This is a genomic window from Amycolatopsis tolypomycina (genome assembly GCF_900105945.1).
In the GTDB taxonomy this organism is placed as follows: Bacteria; Actinomycetota; Actinomycetes; order Mycobacteriales; family Pseudonocardiaceae; genus Amycolatopsis; species Amycolatopsis tolypomycina.
The window spans coordinates 3,689,101-3,705,579 of sequence record NZ_FNSO01000004.1 but is presented as its reverse complement, the minus strand read 5'-3'; the positions used below and the strand labels follow the sequence as shown (position 1 = coordinate 3,705,579).

Annotated in this window: 10 protein-coding genes; 7 read left to right on the top strand and 3 right to left on the bottom strand. The window is 73.2% G+C overall.

The annotated features are described in order from the left end of the window. Positions 1–64: 64 nt before the first annotated feature. From BLW76_RS26890 to BLW76_RS26875, 4 genes are all read left to right on the top strand, one after another. Positions 65–487 (top strand): DUF6292 family protein, encoded by a 423-nt coding sequence (locus tag BLW76_RS26890; RefSeq protein ID WP_091312234.1) that lies wholly within the window; start codon positions 65–67, stop codon positions 485–487. A gap of 24 nt (positions 488–511) precedes the next feature. Next, positions 512–2,365 carry a S9 family peptidase gene (locus BLW76_RS26885; protein WP_091312232.1) on the top strand — a complete coding sequence of 618 codons (1,854 nt, stop codon included), beginning with the start codon at positions 512–514 and terminating at the stop codon, positions 2,363–2,365. A gap of 452 nt (positions 2,366–2,817) precedes the next feature. Continuing rightward, positions 2,818–7,368, top strand: a complete 4,551-nt coding sequence (locus BLW76_RS26880; protein ID WP_091312230.1) for a HAMP domain-containing protein — start codon at positions 2,818–2,820, stop codon at positions 7,366–7,368. After that, entirely contained in the window at positions 7,365–9,716 is a 2,352-nt protein-coding gene (locus BLW76_RS26875; RefSeq protein ID WP_091312227.1) for a SpoIIE family protein phosphatase, read from the top strand. Before BLW76_RS26880 ends, BLW76_RS26875 begins: the two co-directional genes overlap by 4 nt. A gap of 213 nt (positions 9,717–9,929) precedes the next feature. On the opposite strand, the gene BLW76_RS26870 is transcribed toward BLW76_RS26875, so the two are convergent. Beyond that, entirely contained in the window at positions 9,930–11,027 is a 1,098-nt protein-coding gene (locus BLW76_RS26870) for a calcium:cation antiporter (RefSeq protein ID WP_091312224.1), read from the bottom strand. A 51-nt stretch (positions 11,028–11,078) separates the two neighbouring features. Then, positions 11,079–11,993: a LysR family transcriptional regulator gene (locus BLW76_RS26865; RefSeq protein ID WP_091312222.1), complete on the bottom strand. Its 915-nt coding sequence runs from the start codon at positions 11,991–11,993 to the stop codon at positions 11,079–11,081. Positions 11,994–12,063: 70 nt separating this feature from the next. Between BLW76_RS26865 and BLW76_RS26860 the strand changes: the two genes are divergently transcribed. The 3 genes from BLW76_RS26860 to BLW76_RS26850 all read left to right on the top strand — a co-directional run bounded on the left by BLW76_RS26860 (position 12,064) and on the right by BLW76_RS26850 (position 15,676). Then, positions 12,064–13,797, top strand: a complete 1,734-nt coding sequence (locus BLW76_RS26860) for a pyruvate dehydrogenase (protein ID WP_091312220.1) — start codon at positions 12,064–12,066, stop codon at positions 13,795–13,797. Positions 13,798–13,908: 111 nt separating this feature from the next. Further along, the gene (locus BLW76_RS26855) at positions 13,909–14,913 is read left to right on the top strand and encodes a hypothetical protein (RefSeq protein WP_244170320.1); all 1,005 of its coding nucleotides are present in this window, start codon (positions 13,909–13,911) and stop codon (positions 14,911–14,913) included. A gap of 94 nt (positions 14,914–15,007) precedes the next feature. Continuing rightward, on the top strand, positions 15,008–15,676 hold the full coding sequence (locus tag BLW76_RS26850) for an HNH endonuclease family protein (protein WP_091312215.1): 669 nt from the start codon (positions 15,008–15,010) through the stop codon (positions 15,674–15,676). On the opposite strand, the gene BLW76_RS26845 is transcribed toward BLW76_RS26850, so the two are convergent. After that, entirely contained in the window at positions 15,673–16,425 is a 753-nt protein-coding gene (locus tag BLW76_RS26845; RefSeq protein ID WP_091312212.1) for a fructosamine kinase family protein, read from the bottom strand. The two genes, BLW76_RS26850 and BLW76_RS26845, sit on opposite strands and share 4 nt — an antisense overlap. Between the last annotated feature and the right edge of the window lie 54 nt (positions 16,426–16,479).

Sequence of the window (16,479 nt, the reverse complement as noted above, 5' to 3'; positions counted from 1 at the left end):
CCCGGGGTACCCGATCGGGCGACCGCGGAGGATCCCGCGGCGGGACGGGGAAAGCGAGGCGGCGTTGAGCATTCTGATCGACTTCGGGCGCGACACGGAGTTCTCGTTCGAGCGGCGGTTGCGCGGCTACGTGGGGGCGGTGGCCCGGGCCGTGGGGGTGGGCCTGGAGTCGTGCACGCTCGACGTCGGCACGCCCGCGGCGGCGTACATCGCCCTCGACTGGCGCCTGTCCCGCTTCCCGGACCACGACCTGGCCCTGGTCTGGGACGAGGTCCACGGCTGGGCGGCGGCGATCGAGGACACGACCGGCGCGACGGTGCTGTGCCACCTCGGCGGCGAGGTCCTCCCGGAGCCCCGGGCGGTGGTCCGGTTCCTGGCGGCGGTGCGCGCGGACGATCCGGACGCCGGCACCCTGGAGGCCCCGGTCCTGCGCGAGGCCGGCGACCACGAGCGCCTGCTGGCCATGGTTCCCACCGGCCGGAGCTGATCGGTTTCGGGCACACTGGCCGCCATGGGGAAGCTGACGGCGGAGGCCGTGGTCGACCGGTGGGTACCGCAGACGCCGCATGTCTCACCGGACGGCCGGTGGGTGGTGTTCGCGAGTTCGCCGGTGGGCAGGCCCGGCGAGCACCCGGTGAGCGGGCTGTGGCTGGCGCCCGCGGACGGGAGCGAGCCGCCCCGGGAGTTCGCCGCCGCCGGCGCGGAGGACCGGGAGCCGCGGTGGGGGTCCGATTCCGCCGGGGTGTACTTCCTTTCCGACCGCGCCGAACGCGGGACGGCGCAGCTGTACCGCGCCGGTCTGGCCGGCGAGCCGGAGCGGCTGACGGACTGGCCCACCGGCGTCACCGGCTACGTGCTGCTGCCGGACTCCGGCGCGGTGGTGCTCATCGCGCCGGAGGAGAAGGAAACGACGGCCGATCCCCGGGTGCGCGTGGTGCGCGGCGGACCGGCCGGTTCCCGCCCCACGTGGGACTCGGCCGAACGGCCCGACCGGCTCTGGCTCCTCGACCTCTCGGCCCGCGCCGTCCGCCCGCTCGGCGACTTCGGCTCGCGTCACGTCGTGGAAGCCACCCTGCGGCCCGACGGCCACACCCTCGCCGTGCTCACCTGGTCCGTCGCCGACCGGGAGCCCGGGCTCTACGAACCCGGGCTCCACCTCGTCGACCCCGCCACCGGTGCCCGGCAGGAGCTCGGCGTCCCGGCGCTGGAGACCGAGGCGCTGACCTGGTGGCGCGACGACAGCGGCTGGCGCCTGGCCTACCTCGGCATCACCCCGCCCGGCCTGATCGGCGGCCGCGCTGTCTTCGACGCCGCCGACCACCGGAACCTCACCGCCGGGATGAGCGTCTGCCCGATCGAGCTGGCCAGGGCAGGCGACGACCGGCTGCTGGCCCTGTTCGCCGAAGGCCTCGACACCACGATCCGGCGCCTCGAGCCCGACGGCGGCACCTTCGCCGAACTCCGCCGCGCGACCGGCAGCCTGCTGGACCTGAGCGCGAGCGGAGACAGCGTCGCCGTCGTCGGGAGCTCCGCCACCGAGCCCGAAGCCGTCCACTGTGGACCACCCGGTGGTCCGCTCGTCCGGCTCGGCGACCCGCCGCGGCACGAAATCCGGTGGGGCACCCAGGAACGGCTGTCCTACCGCGCCGAAGACGGGCTGGAGCTCGACGGCCTGCTCGTGCTCCCGCCCGGCCGGACCCGCGCCGACGGGCCCTTCCCGCTGGTCACCCTGGTCCACGGCGGCCCGTACGACCGCTGGGCCGACCGGTTCCAGCTCGGCTGGTTCCGCAACGGCCAGTGGCTGGCGGCGGCCGGGTTCGCGGCGTTCCTCCCGAACCCACGCGGCGGCCTCGGTCACGGGCACGCCTTCGCGGCGAGCGTCGCCGGCGACGTCGGGGGCGCGGAGTTCACCGACCTCCTCACCGGGATCGACCTGCTCGTCGAGGCCGGCGTCGCCGACCCGGACCGGCTCGGCATCGCCGGCGGGAGCCACGGCGGGTTCGTGGCCGCCTGGGCCGTCACGCAGACGGACCGCTTCAAGGCGGCCGTGGTCAACGCCGGCATCGCCGACTGGCCGCTGCTCGCCGCGACCGGGGAGTGCGGCCGCTACGACCGCGCCCTCGGCGGCCGGGAGAACAGCCCGATCGCGTATGCGGACCGGATCGCGACCCCGGTCCTCATCGTGCACGGCGAGGACGACACGAACGTCCCGCTGTCGCAGGCCGAACTCCTGCACCACGCCCTCGGCGACCGGCCGCACGAGTTCGTCGTCTACCCCCGGGAGGGCCACTCCCTCCGCGAACGCGGCCACCAGCTCGACTACCTGCACCGCATCCGCGCCTGGTTCTCGGACCTGCTCGCCTAGCGGGTTCCGCCTCCAATCACGCGAGTTCCGGCTCCAATCACGCGAATCCCGGCCCCAGACGCCGGACTCGCGTGTTCAGAGACGGAACTCGCGTGATTGGGCGCGGATCTCACGTGCTGGGCGAGCGACCCGGCCGGCGGGCGGACCACTTGCTCCACAATGGAGTGTCCACACCGGACACGAATCCGGGCGCGCCGAAGCGTGGCGGCGGCGCCGGAGCGCACGCCGCCGGAGCCCGCGGCGACGTTCAGCCGAACGGGTCAATGCGGCCGGATGGCCTGGGGGAGAAGGAAAGGCTTTCGAGCACCGCCTGGGAGCGCACGTGGACACCGGCGCGGCTGGTTGCTCAACCGTTGCCGCTCAGCATAGTGCAACTGCACTATGCTGAGCCATCCGGTGTGCACACAGCGGTGCGGGCGAAACCAGGAAACGGGTGGCGGATGGGTGGGGCAATGGTCGACGGCGTGCGCCCGGGGGCGGGGACGGACGCCTCGGGCGTGGGCGAGGCCGGGGAGCAGGAGCTGCGCCGGCTGCTGGCCGGCCTGACCGCCGTCCGCGACGGCGACTTCGGCATCCGGCTGCCGGGCGGGGCCGACGGCCTGCTCGGGGAGATCGCCACGGTCTTCAACGGCATGGCCGACCAGCTCTCGCTGTTCACCTCCGAGGTCACCCGCGTCGCGCGGGAGGTCGGCAGCGAGGGGCAGCTCGGCGGCCAGGCGAAGGTCCCCGGCGTGTCCGGCACCTGGAAGGACCTCACCGATTCGGTGAACGCCATGGCCGGCAACCTCACCACCCAGGTGCGTGACATCGCCCAGGTGGCGACCGCGGTGGCCAAGGGCGACCTGTCGCAGAAGATCGACGTCGACGCCCGGGGCGAAATCCTGGAGCTCAAGGACACCGTCAACACGATGGTGGACCAGCTGTCGTCGTTCGCGGACGAGGTCACCCGGGTGGCGCGCGAAGTGGGCAGCGAAGGCCGCCTCGGCGGCCAGGCCCAGGTCCCCGGCGTCGGCGGCGTCTGGCGCGACCTCACCGATTCGGTGAACTTCATGGCCGGGAACCTGACCGACCAGGTCCGCAACATCGCCCAGGTGACGACCGCGGTGGCGAAGGGCGACCTGAGCCAGAAGATCACCGTCGACGCGCGCGGCGAGATCCTCGAACTCAAGAACACCATCAACACGATGGTCGACCAGCTGTCGTCGTTCGCCGACGAAGTCACGAGAGTGGCGCGCGAGGTGGGCACCGAGGGCCGCCTCGGCGGCCAGGCGGACGTCAAGGGCGTCTCGGGCACCTGGCGCGACCTCACCGACTCGGTGAACTTCATGGCGGGCAACCTGACCGACCAGGTCCGCAACATCGCCCAGGTCGCCACCGCGGTGGCCAAGGGCGACCTGTCGCAGAAGATCAACGTCACCGCCCGCGGCGAGGTCCTGGAGCTCAAGGACACGCTGAACACGATGGTGGATCAGCTGTCCGCGTTCGCGGACGAGGTCACCCGGGTGGCGCGCGAAGTGGGTACCGAGGGCAGGCTGGGCGGCCAGGCCGACGTCAAGGGCGTCTCCGGCACCTGGAAGGACCTCACCGAGTCGGTCAACGTCATGGCCGACAACCTCACCGCGCAGGTCCGCTCGATCGCCCAGGTCACCACCGCGGTCGCCCGCGGCGACCTGTCCCAGAAGATCCGCGTCGACGCCCGCGGCGAGATCCTCGAGCTGAAGGACACCATCAACACGATGGTCGACCAGCTGTCCGCGTTCGCGGACGAGGTCACCCGGGTGGCGCGCGAGGTCGGCACCGAGGGCAACCTCGGCGGCCAGGCGACCGTCCGCGGCGTGTCCGGGACGTGGAAGAACCTCACCGACAACGTCAACGTGATGGCGTCCAACCTGACCGGCCAGGTCCGCTCGATCGCCCAGGTCGCCACCGCGGTCGCCCGCGGCGACCTCTCGCGGAAGATCACCGTCGAGGCCAAGGGCGAGGTCGCGGCACTGGCCGACGTCATCAACACGATGGTCGACACGCTGTCGGCGTTCGCGGACGAGGTCACCCGCGTGGCCCGCGAGGTCGGCACCGAAGGCATGCTCGGCGGCCAGGCGCGGGTGCCGAACGTGGCCGGCACCTGGAAGGACCTCACCGACAACGTCAACTCGATGGCGAACAACCTCACCGGGCAGGTCCGCAACATCGCCCAGGTGACCACCGCCGTCGCCCAGGGCGACCTGACCCGCAAGATCGACGTCGACGCCCGCGGCGAGATCCTCGAGCTCAAGACCACGATCAACACGATGGTCGACCAGCTCTCGGCGTTCGCCGCGGAGGTCACCCGGGTGGCCCGCGAGGTCGGCAGCGAAGGCCGCCTGGGCGGGCAGGCCGAGGTCGAAGGCGTGTCGGGCACCTGGAAGCGGCTGACGGAGAACGTCAACGAGCTGGCCGGGAACCTCACCCGGCAGGTCCGCGCGATCGCCGAGGTCACCAGCGCGGTCGCCGAGGGCGACCTGACCCGCTCGATCACCGTCGACGCCTCCGGCGAGGTCGCCGAGCTGAAGGACAACATCAACTCGATGGTCGAGTCGCTGCGCGAGACGACGCGGGCGAACCAGGAGCAGGACTGGCTGAAGTCCAACCTGGCCACGATCACCGGGCTGATGCAGGGCCGCCGCGACCTCGCGGTGGTCGCGGCCGCGGTCATGGACGAGCTCGTCCCGCTGGTCAACGCCCAGTACGGGGCCTTCTACCTGGCCGACGACACCGCCGAGGTCCCCGAGCTGCGGCTGGTCGGCGCGTACGGCCACCCGGACGACGGAGACGGCCCGGCCGTGCGGTTCCGCGTGGGCCAGTCGCTGGTCGGGCAGGCCGCCCGCAGCCGCCGGGCGATCGCGGTCGACGACGTCCCGCCCGGCTACGCCACGATCTCCTCCGGTCTCGGGAGCACCGTGCCGGCCAGCCTCATCGTGCTGCCGATCGTCGTCGAGGACCAGGTGCTCGGCGTCATCGAGCTGGCGTCGGTGCACGGCTTCACGCCGGTGCACCGCGCGTTCCTCGAGCTGCTGATGGAGCAGATCGGCGTCAACGTCAACAGCATCGTCGCCAACGCCCGCACCGACGAGCTGCTGGGCGAGTCGCAGCGGCTGACCGCGGAGCTGCAGGCCCGCTCGGAGGAACTGCAGGCGCGGCAGGAAGAACTCCAGTCCTCCAACGCCGAGCTGGAGGAGAAGGCGGCGCTGCTGGTCACGCAGAACCGCGACATCGAGACGAAGAACCTCGAGATCGAGCAGGCCCGCCAGGAGCTGGAGGCCCGCGCCCAGCAGCTGACGCTGGCGTCGAAGTACAAGTCGGAGTTCCTGGCCAACATGAGCCACGAGCTGCGCACCCCGCTCAACAGCCTGCTGATCCTCGCCCAGCTGCTCGCGCAGAACCCGACCCGCAACCTCACCGCCAAGCAGGTCGAGTACGCGGGCATCATCCACTCCGCGGGCTCGGACCTGCTGCAGCTGATCAACGACATCCTCGACCTGTCCAAGGTCGAGGCCGGGAAGATGGACGTCACCCCGGAGCAGGTGTCGCTGCGCGGCCTGCTCGACTACGTCGAGGCGACGTTCCGGCCGATGACGTCCCAGCGCAACCTGGACTTCCGGATCACCGTCGCGCCCGGCTCGCCGCCCGAGCTGCTCACCGACGACTCGCGGCTGCGGCAGGTGCTGCGCAACCTGCTGTCCAACGCGGTCAAGTTCACCGAGGTCGGCGGGATCGAGCTGCACATCGAGCCGGTGGACCCGGAGCGGCTGCCCCGGCCGCTGCGCGTGCACGGGCCCGCCGTCGCCTTCCGGGTCACCGACACCGGCATCGGCATCGCCGAGCACCAGCTCGAATCGATCTTCGGCGCGTTCCAGCAGGCCGACGGCACGACCAGCCGCAAGTACGGCGGCACCGGGCTCGGCCTGTCGATCAGCCGCGAGATCGCCCAGCTGCTCGGTGGCGTCATCACCGCCGAAAGCACCCTCGGCGAGGGCAGCACCTTCACCTTCGCGCTGCCGGTCGCCCGCCCGGACTTCGCGCCGGGTTCGGCGAGCGAGCCGCCCAGCACGGCCGTCGTGGTGACGGACTCCGGTGCCGCCGTCCCGGCCTCGGGGCCGCGGGCGCACCGGCGGCTGCTGGTCGTCGAGGAACGCCAGCACGGCCTGCTGACGCTCGTCGCCGAGAGCGCGGCCGCCGACCTGGCCGACAGCCGGGACATCGGCCTCTCGCCCGCCGACGTCGAAGTCGTGACGGCGGTGGGCACGCAGGAGGCGGCCGCGGCGCTGGCCACCGACGCCTACCACTGCGTGGTGCTCGACCTGGACCTGCCGGACCGGACCGCGTTCAGCTTCCTCGACGCGATGCAGGGCGACAGCGCGCTGCGGCTGGTGCCGGTGCTCGCGCACAACAGCCGCCGGCTCGACGGCGAGCTCGAACAGCTGGTGCAGTCCCGCGCGGACGTGCCGTCGCTGGAGGTGCTGTCCGGGCTGGACGAACTGCGCGAGCGGATCGCGCTGCACCTGTCGGCGGAGGAGCCCGGCGCGGTGCTGCCGCTGGTCCGCCCGGACGAGCCGGCCGCGCCGGTGCGCGCGGCCGACGTCGACACCACGCTGGCCGGGCGGACGGTGCTGATCGTCGACGACGACCCGCGCAACGTCTACGCGCTGACCGGGATCCTGGAGCTGCACGGCATGCAGGTGCTGCACGCCGAGGACGGCCGCAAGGGCGTCGAGACGGTCGCCTCGCACCCCGGCATCGACCTGATCCTGATGGACGTGATGATGCCGGAGATGGACGGCTACACCGCGACCGCCAAGATCCGCGCGATGCCGGAGCACGCGGGCATCCCGATCGTCGCGGTGACGGCCAAGGCGATGCCGGGTGACCGGGAGAAGAGCCTCGCCTCGGGCGCCACCGACTACGTGACCAAACCGGTCGACGCCGACGACCTCATCACCCGCATCAAGCGGCACGTGACCGCGTGATCGGCGACGACCGGTTGCCCGCCGGAGAGCAGACTGTGCTGCCCCCGGTGGAGGTGTCGGCCAACCTCGCGCGGCTTGCCGAGACGGTCGCGCGCCTGCGCGGTGAGATCGAGCACGCGCACGCCGTCGCCGACGGCCGTGCCCTGATCGAGCTCGCCAAGGGCGTGCTGATGGAGCGCCTGCACTGCGCGCCCGCCGATGCGGCGCGGCAGCTGGAGACCCTGGCCGCGCGCGCCGGGATGACGCCGCTGGAGTTCGCCGCGGACGTCGTCGGCGAGGCGGCCGCGGACCGGGTGACCGACGTGGCGCGGGATTTCCTGGCCCGAGCCGACGACTCCGGCGATTCGGTCGCGGTCCGGCTGCGGACCGCGGAGAGCGGCGTGCTCGCGGCCGGGGACACCCAGCGCGTCGCGGAGTCCATTTTGGACCATGCGCTGCGGCCGCTGGGGGCGACCGCCGTCGCGGTGTGGCTCGCCGGGTCCGACGGGTCGATGACCCTGGCCGGATCGGCCGGGTTCTCGGCCGAGGAGGCGGCGCGCTGGCGGTACGTGCCGCCGGGCGTGGCGACGCCCGCCCGCAGCGCGCTGCTCGAGCGCGACACCGTCTGGTGCCCGACGCTCGCCGGGGCCGGCCTGCCGTCGATCGGGCAGCACACCTTCGCCGGGGGCGGCCGGGTGACGGTGCCGACCGGGACCGGCGGGCGCATCATCGGCGTCGTCGAGATGTGCTGGCCCGACCCGTTGCCCGCGGAACCGGGGCGCCTGCGGCGTCAGCTGGAGGCGCTCGCCGAACTGTGCGCGTACACGCTCGACACCCGGGAGCCGGCCCGGGCGGCCGACGTGCTCGGCGAGCTGGTGGACCTCATCGACGGCCTGCACGACCCGGCCGTGCTGCTGACCCCGTGCCAGGACGGCGGCGACTTCCGCGTCCACCACGCGAACGTCCGGTTCGCCGACCCGGGCGGGCGCCCGCGCAGCCGGATCGTCGGCACGCGGCTGCTGGAGTCGTACCCGCTCGCCGCCGAGGAGAGCGGCTTGCTCGACAAGATCCAGCGCGTCTACGCCACCGGCGAGCCGTTCCGGGCCGAGAGCATGGCGATCACGACCCTGGTCGACCAGGTGCCGCTGACGGTGCTCACCGACGTCAGCGTCACCCGCTTCGCCGGGAACGTGCTGCTGATCCTGCGCATCCAGGACGACGCGGCGAAGCTCGCCGTGCTGCTGCAGCACGCCCAGCGGCTGGGCCGCATCGGCGGCTTCGAAGAGAACGTCGTGACCGGCGCGATCACCTGGAACACCGAGCTGTTCGCGCTGTACGGCCTGCTGCCGAACGCCGCACCGCTGTCGCTGCACGAGCTGGCCGGGCACGCGCACCCCGACGACGCGCCGGCGATCGGCCGGTTCCTGCGGGCGGTGCTGCACCACAAGCGCCCGTCGTCGACGGCGTTCCGCCTGCAGCGCTCCGACGGCGTCGCCCGGCACATCCGGGTGGTCGCCGAGCCGGTCGTCGACGGCCGCGGCGAGCTGGTCGCGGTCCGGGGCGCCTACCAGGACGTTTCGTCGCAGCACTGGACCGAGGTGGCGCTGGCGGCCACGCGGGACAGGCTGGCCGAGACCGAGCAGGAGGCGATGGAGCGCAACCGGCTGGCGCTGCAGCTGCAGCACGCGATCATGCCGCCGGCGAAGGGCCCGATCGACATGCCGGGCCTGCGGGCGGCGGTCCGCTACCGTCCCGCGGAGAAGGAGCACCTGGTCGGCGGCGACTGGTACGACGCGGTGGCCCTGCCGACGGGCGAGGTCCTGCTGTGCGTCGGCGACGTCGCCGGCCACGGCATCGACGCCGCGACGGGCATGGTGAGCCTCCGCAACGCCCTGCGCGGCCTCGCGGCGACCGGCGCCGGCCCGGCCCAGCTGCTGACGTGGCTGAACCTGGTGGCCTACCACCTGACCGACCACGTCACGGCGACCGCGGTGACGGCGGTCTACGACCCGGCCCGCCGGAAGCTGCGCTGGGCCCGCGCGGGCCACCTGCCCCCGATCGTCCGCCACCGCGACGGCACGGCGACGACCTTGCCGCTGATCCGCGGTTCACTGCTGGGGGCGGTCCGCGACGTGGCGTACGAGGAGGACGAGCTCCAGCTGGCGGAGGGCGACATCCTGCTGATCTACACCGACGGCCTGATCGAGCGCCGCGACCGCCCGGTCCAGGACTCGGTGTCCCGCCTGGTCACCCTGGTCGACGGCCACGACGGAGGCCTGGAGCACCAGCTGGACAGGCTGCTCACCTACAGCACGGCCGACACCGACGACGACACCTGCGTGGTCGGCATCGAAGTCACCACCGCCTGACCCGTGTCGACCCTCCAATCACGCGTGTCGACTCTCCCATCACGCGTGTCGACCCTCCCATCACGGGCGATGCCCCTTCCCGCACGGGTGGCGGCCTGCCGGTCGTGGGGCGGACCGGGCATCGGCCGTGCCCGGCGAGGCTTCTCGCGTGATTGAAGGTGCATCACTCGTGATGGGAGGGTCGACACGCGTGATCAGGGGGACGACACGGCGTCAGGGGTTGATGGCCAGCACGAGGAAGCCCGCCAGCAGGACCAGGTGCACGCCGCCCTGGAGGCGGGTCGCCCGGCCGGGGACCACCGTCAGGACGCTCACCACCACCGTCAGGGCCAGCAGCACGATCTGGGTCGAGCCCAGGCCGAGCAGCAGCTGGCCCGGCAGCCACACCGACGCCAGCGCGATCGCCGGGATCGTCAGGCCGATGCTGGCGATCGCCGAGCCGTACGCCAGGTTCAGGCTGATCTGCATCCGGTCGCGCTGGGCCGCGCGGACCGCCGCCAGCGTCTCCGGGAGCAGGACCAGCAGCGCGATCACCACGCCGACGAACGACTGCGGGAACCCGGCCGCTCGCACGCCGGCCTCGATCGCCGGTGACTCCACCTTCGCCAGCCCGACCACCGCGACCAGCGCCACCAGCAGCAGCACCAGGCTGCCCAGGGCGGCGCGGTTCGACGGCGGGTCGGCGTGGTCGTCCTCCTTGACCGCGCCGTCCGCCGCCACCGGCAGGAAGAAGTCGCGGTGGCGCACCGTCTGCGTCAGCACGAACGTCCCGTACAGCACCAGGGACGCCAGCGCCGCGAACGTCAGCTGGGTGGGGGAGAACGCCGGTCCCGGCGTGCTGGAGGTGAACGCCGGGAGCACCAGGCTCAGCGTGGCCAGCGTCGCGACCGTGGCCAGCGCGGCCCCGCTGCCTTCGGAGTTGAACAGCGTCGAGCCGTAGCGGCGGGCGCCGACGAGCAGGGAGATGCCGACGATGCCGTTGGTCGTGATCATGACGGCGGCGAACACGGTGTCCCGCGCGAGCGAACCGGCCTCCGGGCCGCCGGAGACCATCATCGTGACGATCAGCGCGACCTCGATGACCGTGACCGCCACCGCGAGCACCAGCGAACCGAACGGCTCCCCGACGCGGTGGGCGACGACTTCGGCGTGGTGCACCGCGGCCAGCACGGTCGCCCCCAGCGCGACGGCGACGAGGGCCACGAAGACCGGGCCGAGGTCGCGGCCCCAGGCGAGCGCCAGCACGAGCACGCCGAGCACCGGGGTGACGGAGGTCCAGGACAGCAGGAAGGATCTCAGCGCGGCGACCATGCCTCCACCCTGTCATACCAGCACGGGTTCCGCTGTCCCGTAAGGCACTTCTCACATCGTCCCTTGTGGACGGTCGTCGCCGGTGGCCACCAGCCGCGGGGCGGCGGCCAGGACGTGCCGGCGGAAGGTTTCGCTCAACGGCGGAAGATTCCGCCCTGCCGCCCACGCGAGCCCGATGTCGCGCGCGGCGTCCACATCGGTCAGTTCGAGGTGGGGCGCCGGGAACTCCGCCGTGTGGGGGAGCGGCACGACGGCCACGCCCAGCCCGGCGGTCACGAGCCCGCGCAGGGTCTCCACCTCGTCGCCTTCGAACCCGATGCGCGGGGCGAACCCGGCCTCGGCGCACAGCCGCTCGGTCGTCTCGCGCAGCGCGTATCCCGGGCGCAGCAGGATGAACGTCTCGGCCGCGACGTCGGCGAGGCGCACCCGCCGCCGCCCGGCGAGCCGGTGGCGCGGGGGCACCGCGAGCCGCAGCGGCTCGACGAGCAGCCGGGACCAGTGCAGCTGGGGGTGCCCGGGGTCGCCGCTGGTGATGACGACGTCCGCGGTGCCGTCGAGGAGCTCTTCCTCGAGCCCGGCCTCGCCGTGCTGCCGCAGCTCGAAGCGCGCGCCGGGGTGCTCGCCGAGGAAGCCGCTCAGCACCGCGGGCACCAGCCACGTGCCGAAGGTGTGCAGGAACGCCAGCGGGACGACCCCGGTGTCCGGCGCGACGATCTCCCCGACCTCGCGCAGGCCCTGGTCGAGCTGGTCGAGCACGAGGTCGACGTGCCGCCTGAACGCGTGCCCGGCCGGCGTCAGCCGCAGCACCCGCCCGGACCGGCGGAACAGCTCGGCGCCGGCCTCGTGCTCCAGCCGCCGGAGGGCGCGGGACAGGGCCGGCTGGGTGAGGTGGGCCCGCGCGGCGGTCTCGGTGACGGTCGCGCCGGCCGCGACCTCCCGGAACAGCCGCAGCGTCTGGACGTCCATGCCCTCAGTGTATGGATTTTCCCCCAATCAGGCATTGGACGCATCGATCGTCGCGCGCCACGCTGGAGGTATGGCTACCGTGGCAGAACAACTGGTCAGGACCCTGCGCGACGCCGGGGTCGAGCGCATCTACGGCATCGTCGGGGACAGCCTGAACCCGATCGTCGACGCGGTCCGCCGCACCGACGGCATCGAGTGGGTGCACGTCCGCCACGAGGAGACCGCCGCCTTCGCCGCGGCGGCCGAAGCCCAGGTCACCGGCAAGCTCGCCGTCTGCGCGGGCAGCTGCGGGCCGGGCAACCTGCACCTGATCAACGGCCTGTTCGACGCGCACCGCTCGGGCGCGCCGGTGCTGGCCATCGCGTCGCACATCCCGTCGAACCAGATCGGCGCCGGCTTCTTCCAGGAGACCCACCCCGACCGGCTCTTCGCCGAGTGCAGCCACTTCAGCGAGGTGGTGGCGGACCCGGCGCAGCTGCCGCGCCTGCTGCGGATCGCCACGCAGGCCGCCGTCGGCAAGGGCGGCGTCGCGGTGCTGACCATCCCGGGCGACCTCGCCGACCGCAAGGCCACCGGGCCGCTCACCGAACGGCTCCCGCTGGTGACGCCGTCGCCCGCGGTGCCTGCTCCGGAGACCGTCCGGGACCTCGCCGACCTGCTGAACTCCGGTGAGAAGGTGATGCTCTTCGCCGGCGCGGGCGTCCGAGGCGCGCACGACGAGGTCATGGCGCTGGCGGAGACGCTCGCCGCGCCGGTCGGGCACTCGCTCGGCGGCAAGGAGTGGATCCAGTACGACAACCCGTTCGACGTCGGCATGAGCGGCCTGCTCGGCTACGGCGCCTGCTACGACGCGATGCACGAGGCCGACCGGATCGTGCTGCTGGGCACCGACTTCCCGTACGACAACTTCCTCCCGCAGGCGCACACGATCCAGGTCGACCACGACGCGTCGCGCCTCGGCCGTCGTACGCCGCTGGACCTGGCCGTGCACGGCGACGTGCGCGAGACGCTGCGCGCCCTGCTGCCGCTGCTGCGCCCGCGCACCGACCGCGCGTTCCTCGACCGGATGCTGCGCGAGCACGTGCGGAAGCTGGAGAAGGTCGTCGGCGCCTACACGACGAAGATCGAGCACCGGCGCCCGATCCACCCGGAGTACGTGGCTTCGGTGCTCGACGAGGTCGCCGCCGACGACGCGGTGTTCACTGTGGACACCGGCATGGGCAACGTCTGGGCCGCGCGCTACCTGACGCCGAACGGCCGCCGCCGCGTGCTGGGCTCGTTCCGGCACGGCAGCATGGCGAACGCGCTGCCGCACGCCATCGGCGCCCAGCTGTCCCAGCCGGGCCGCCAGGTCGTGTCCCTCTCGGGCGACGGCGGGCTGGCCATGCTGATGGGCGACCTGCTGACGCTGCCGGCCTACGACGTCCCGGTGAAGGTGGTGGTGTTCAACAACGCCACGCTGGGCATGGTGAAGCTGGAGATGCTCGTCGACGGCCTGCCGGACTTCGGCACCGACCACGCCCCGGTGAACTTCGCGGCGATCGCGGCCGCCTGCGGCGTGTTCGCCGAGCGCGTCGAGGACCCGGCCGACGTCCGCGGCGCGCTGGAGAAGGCGTTCGCCCACCCCGGCCCGGCGGTGGTCGAGGTGGTGACCGACCCGAACGCGCTGTCGATCCCGCCGCGCATCACCGGCGAGATGGTGCGCGGCTTCGCGCTGGGCGCGACGAAGACGGTGCTCAACGGCGGCGTCGGCAAGATGGTCGACCTGGCCCGCGCCAACCTGCGCAACACCCCGCGGCCATAGCTGCCGGCTACACACGGTGGTGATCGACCACTCGTTCGGCTGCTGGGGCGTGGCGGGGTTGCCTCCTACCTTCGAGGGAGTGCTCGCGTCTCGTCGTGGGAGGTGACCGGCGTGCTCGTGGCCCGCCAGCACACCGAGGAAAGCCGCCCCCGCCCGGCGGCGGCCGAGCACCTGGAGCGGGTGCTGCGCTCGTGGGGCCCGGGCCCGAACCACCTGACGGGGCTGGCACTGGCGGGCATCGCGTTGCCGAGCAGGCTGGGGCCGCGGTTCGTGGACGCCCTGGTGTTCACCCGCTGCGGAGTGGTGGTGATAGCGGCCCACGAGCCCGGCCCGGCGGAGTGGCCGGGCCCGGGCGACCGGACGGGCCTGGCAGTCGCGGCGGCACGCGGAGCGTTGGCCGGCCACGAGGGGGGCCGGCATGTGACGGGCCTGGTCGCGGTGGTCCCGCCGGCGGAACGGCGGGGCGACGCCGCGGGGGAGCGGGACCTGCGGTTGGGTGAGTGGGCGGCTGTGGCGGCGGGCGGGCCGGAGGTGGCGGGTCCCGCTGATGCCGCCTCGGGAAGCGAGGCGGAGCGGCCGAACGAACCGGCGCCGAAGTCGCCCAGCCAGCGCGCGATCCTTCCCGGAGGCCCCGCCGCCCCAGCCCCCGCGCCGCCGCCCGGCCCACCGGCCCTGCACTGGCCCGAGCCGAAACCCGTGGCCGGCGTGGCCGTCGTCCTCGCCGATCCTCGCGGGTTGCGGCGGATCATCGCCCAGCACAACCGGTGGCGGACCGTCTGGTCCGCCGATGACGTCCTCGACGCCTGCTACGCCCTCTCGCTGGCGCACCTCGCCCCACCCCGGGCCGCCCTCATCGCCGACGGGTTTCCCGCCCGGCTCCCGGTGCTCGACCGGCTGCCCGAACTGCCCGCCGTCGTGCCCGTGCCCACGGAACCCGCGCCGGCGCCGGTCGAAGACGAGCCCGTCGCGTGGACTCCGTCGGCGCGGGCGGTCGTCTTTCCCCGGCAGCGGCCCATCCGGCAGGTTCCGTGGGTCCTGCTCTTCGTGCTCACCGTGCTCGTCGCCGCCGGGGTGGTGGCCGCCGTGTTCGTCAACCAGGTCTTTCACGGCTCGTGACCTGCCACGATCGTTTCGCGCCAGCTGACACGCCTGCACCGTTTCCCCGGGGCGTCCGCTGGGCACTTCCCGGTAGACGTGAAAGGGGTTCACGATGCCGCGTGCCCGAGCGCTTGTCCTGCTCGCCGTCCTCGCCGGTTCCTCCCTCACCGGCTGCAAGCTCGCCGACGAGCTCGCGTCCGGTGCCGGGCCCGTGACGCAGGGCCCGGGAACGGTCGCCGCCCCGCGGGTGTCGCCCGGCGAGGCCCGGACCGAGCTGGCGGCGCTCAAGGTCGCCGTCCGGGGGACCATGGACGGCTACAGCCGCGACGAGTTCCCGCACTGGGACAAGGTCGACGCGAACTGCGACGTCCGCGAGGAGGTGCTCAAGCGCGACGGCAAGGACGTCCAGACCGACGCGCAGTGCGCCGCGAAGTCCGGCACCTGGGTCAGCCCCTACGACGGCGAGACCTGGCACAAGGCGTCCGATGTGGACATCGACCACATGGTCCCGCTCGGGCAGGCCTGGGTCAGCGGCGCGAAGAGCTGGACGCGGGAACGGCGTGAGCAGTTCGCCAACGACCTCGTCCGCCCGCAGCTGAAGGCGGTCACCGACAACCTCAACGTGCAGAAGAGCGACAAGGCCCCGGACGCGTGGAAGCCGCCGCTGGTGTCGTACTGGTGCGCGTACGCCACCGACTGGATCGTCGTCAAGCGCAACTACGGCCTGACGATCACCGTCCCGGAGAAGAAGGCGCTGGAAACCATGCTGGACCGCTGCTAGAACGAGCGGGCCGCCGCCAGCGCCTGGTCCGCATAGGACTGTCCGAACAGGACCGTGTGGACCAGCAGCGGGAACAGCTGGTGCAGCCCGACGCGGTCGCGCCAGCCGTCGGCGAGGGGACTGGCTTCCCGGTACGCGCCGAGGACGTGGTCGAGGTGCGGGCAGCCGAACAGCCGCAGCATCGCCAGGTCCGTCTCGCGGTGCCCGCCGTGGGCGGCCGGGTCGATCAGCCACGCCTCGCGCCCGTCCCACAGGACGTTGCCGGTCCAGAGGTCGCCGTGCAGCCGCGCGGGCGGCTCGGCCGAAGCCGGGATCCGCGTGCAGGCCCGCTCGAACACCGTCGCTTCGGCCGGCCCGAACGTCCCGGCGTCCACCGCCAGCCGGACGTAGGGCAGCACCCGGTCGGCCGCGTACCAGGACGCCCAGTCCCCGGCGGGGACGTTGGTCATCGGCGCCCGGCCGATCCAGGCGTCGGCGAGCCCGTCCGGCGGCGGCGCGCCGAACGCCGGGGCGCCGGCGGCGTGCACCCCGGCCAGCCCGCGGCCGAAGCGTTCCGCCGCCGCGGCCGACGGACGCCCCGCCGGGACGCGGTCGATGACGAGCCGCTCCTCGTCGTGCCTGCGCACGGTGGGGACCGGGACCGTGCCGGCCGCGGCCAGCCAGCGCAGGCCCGCGACTTCGGCCGCCGTCGCGCCGGGAGCGTGCCCCCGCTTGACGACGACGTCGCGACCCTCTCCGGACTCGGTCATGTCCCGCACGGTACCGGCGCGCTACGGTGGTCGCCGGAGACAGGGGGAGCCGAC

What these genes read in the sequence shown, in the direction of transcription:
- BLW76_RS26885 (WP_091312232.1), top strand. Translation starts at nt 512, where the DNA reads ATGGGGAAGCTGACGGCGGAGGCCGTGGTCGACCGGTGGGTACCGCAG.
- BLW76_RS26880 (WP_091312230.1), top strand. Translation starts at nt 2,818, where the DNA reads ATGGTCGACGGCGTGCGCCCGGGGGCGGGGACGGACGCCTCGGGCGTG.
- BLW76_RS26870 (WP_091312224.1), bottom strand. Translation starts at nt 11,027, where the DNA reads ATGGTCGCCGCGCTGAGATCCTTCCTGCTGTCCTGGACCTCCGTCACC.
- BLW76_RS26865 (WP_091312222.1), bottom strand. Translation starts at nt 11,993, where the DNA reads ATGGACGTCCAGACGCTGCGGCTGTTCCGGGAGGTCGCGGCCGGCGCG.
- BLW76_RS26860 (WP_091312220.1), top strand. Translation starts at nt 12,064, where the DNA reads ATGGCTACCGTGGCAGAACAACTGGTCAGGACCCTGCGCGACGCCGGG.
- BLW76_RS26850 (WP_091312215.1), top strand. Translation starts at nt 15,008, where the DNA reads ATGCCGCGTGCCCGAGCGCTTGTCCTGCTCGCCGTCCTCGCCGGTTCC.
- BLW76_RS26845 (WP_091312212.1), bottom strand. Translation starts at nt 16,425, where the DNA reads ATGACCGAGTCCGGAGAGGGTCGCGACGTCGTCGTCAAGCGGGGGCAC.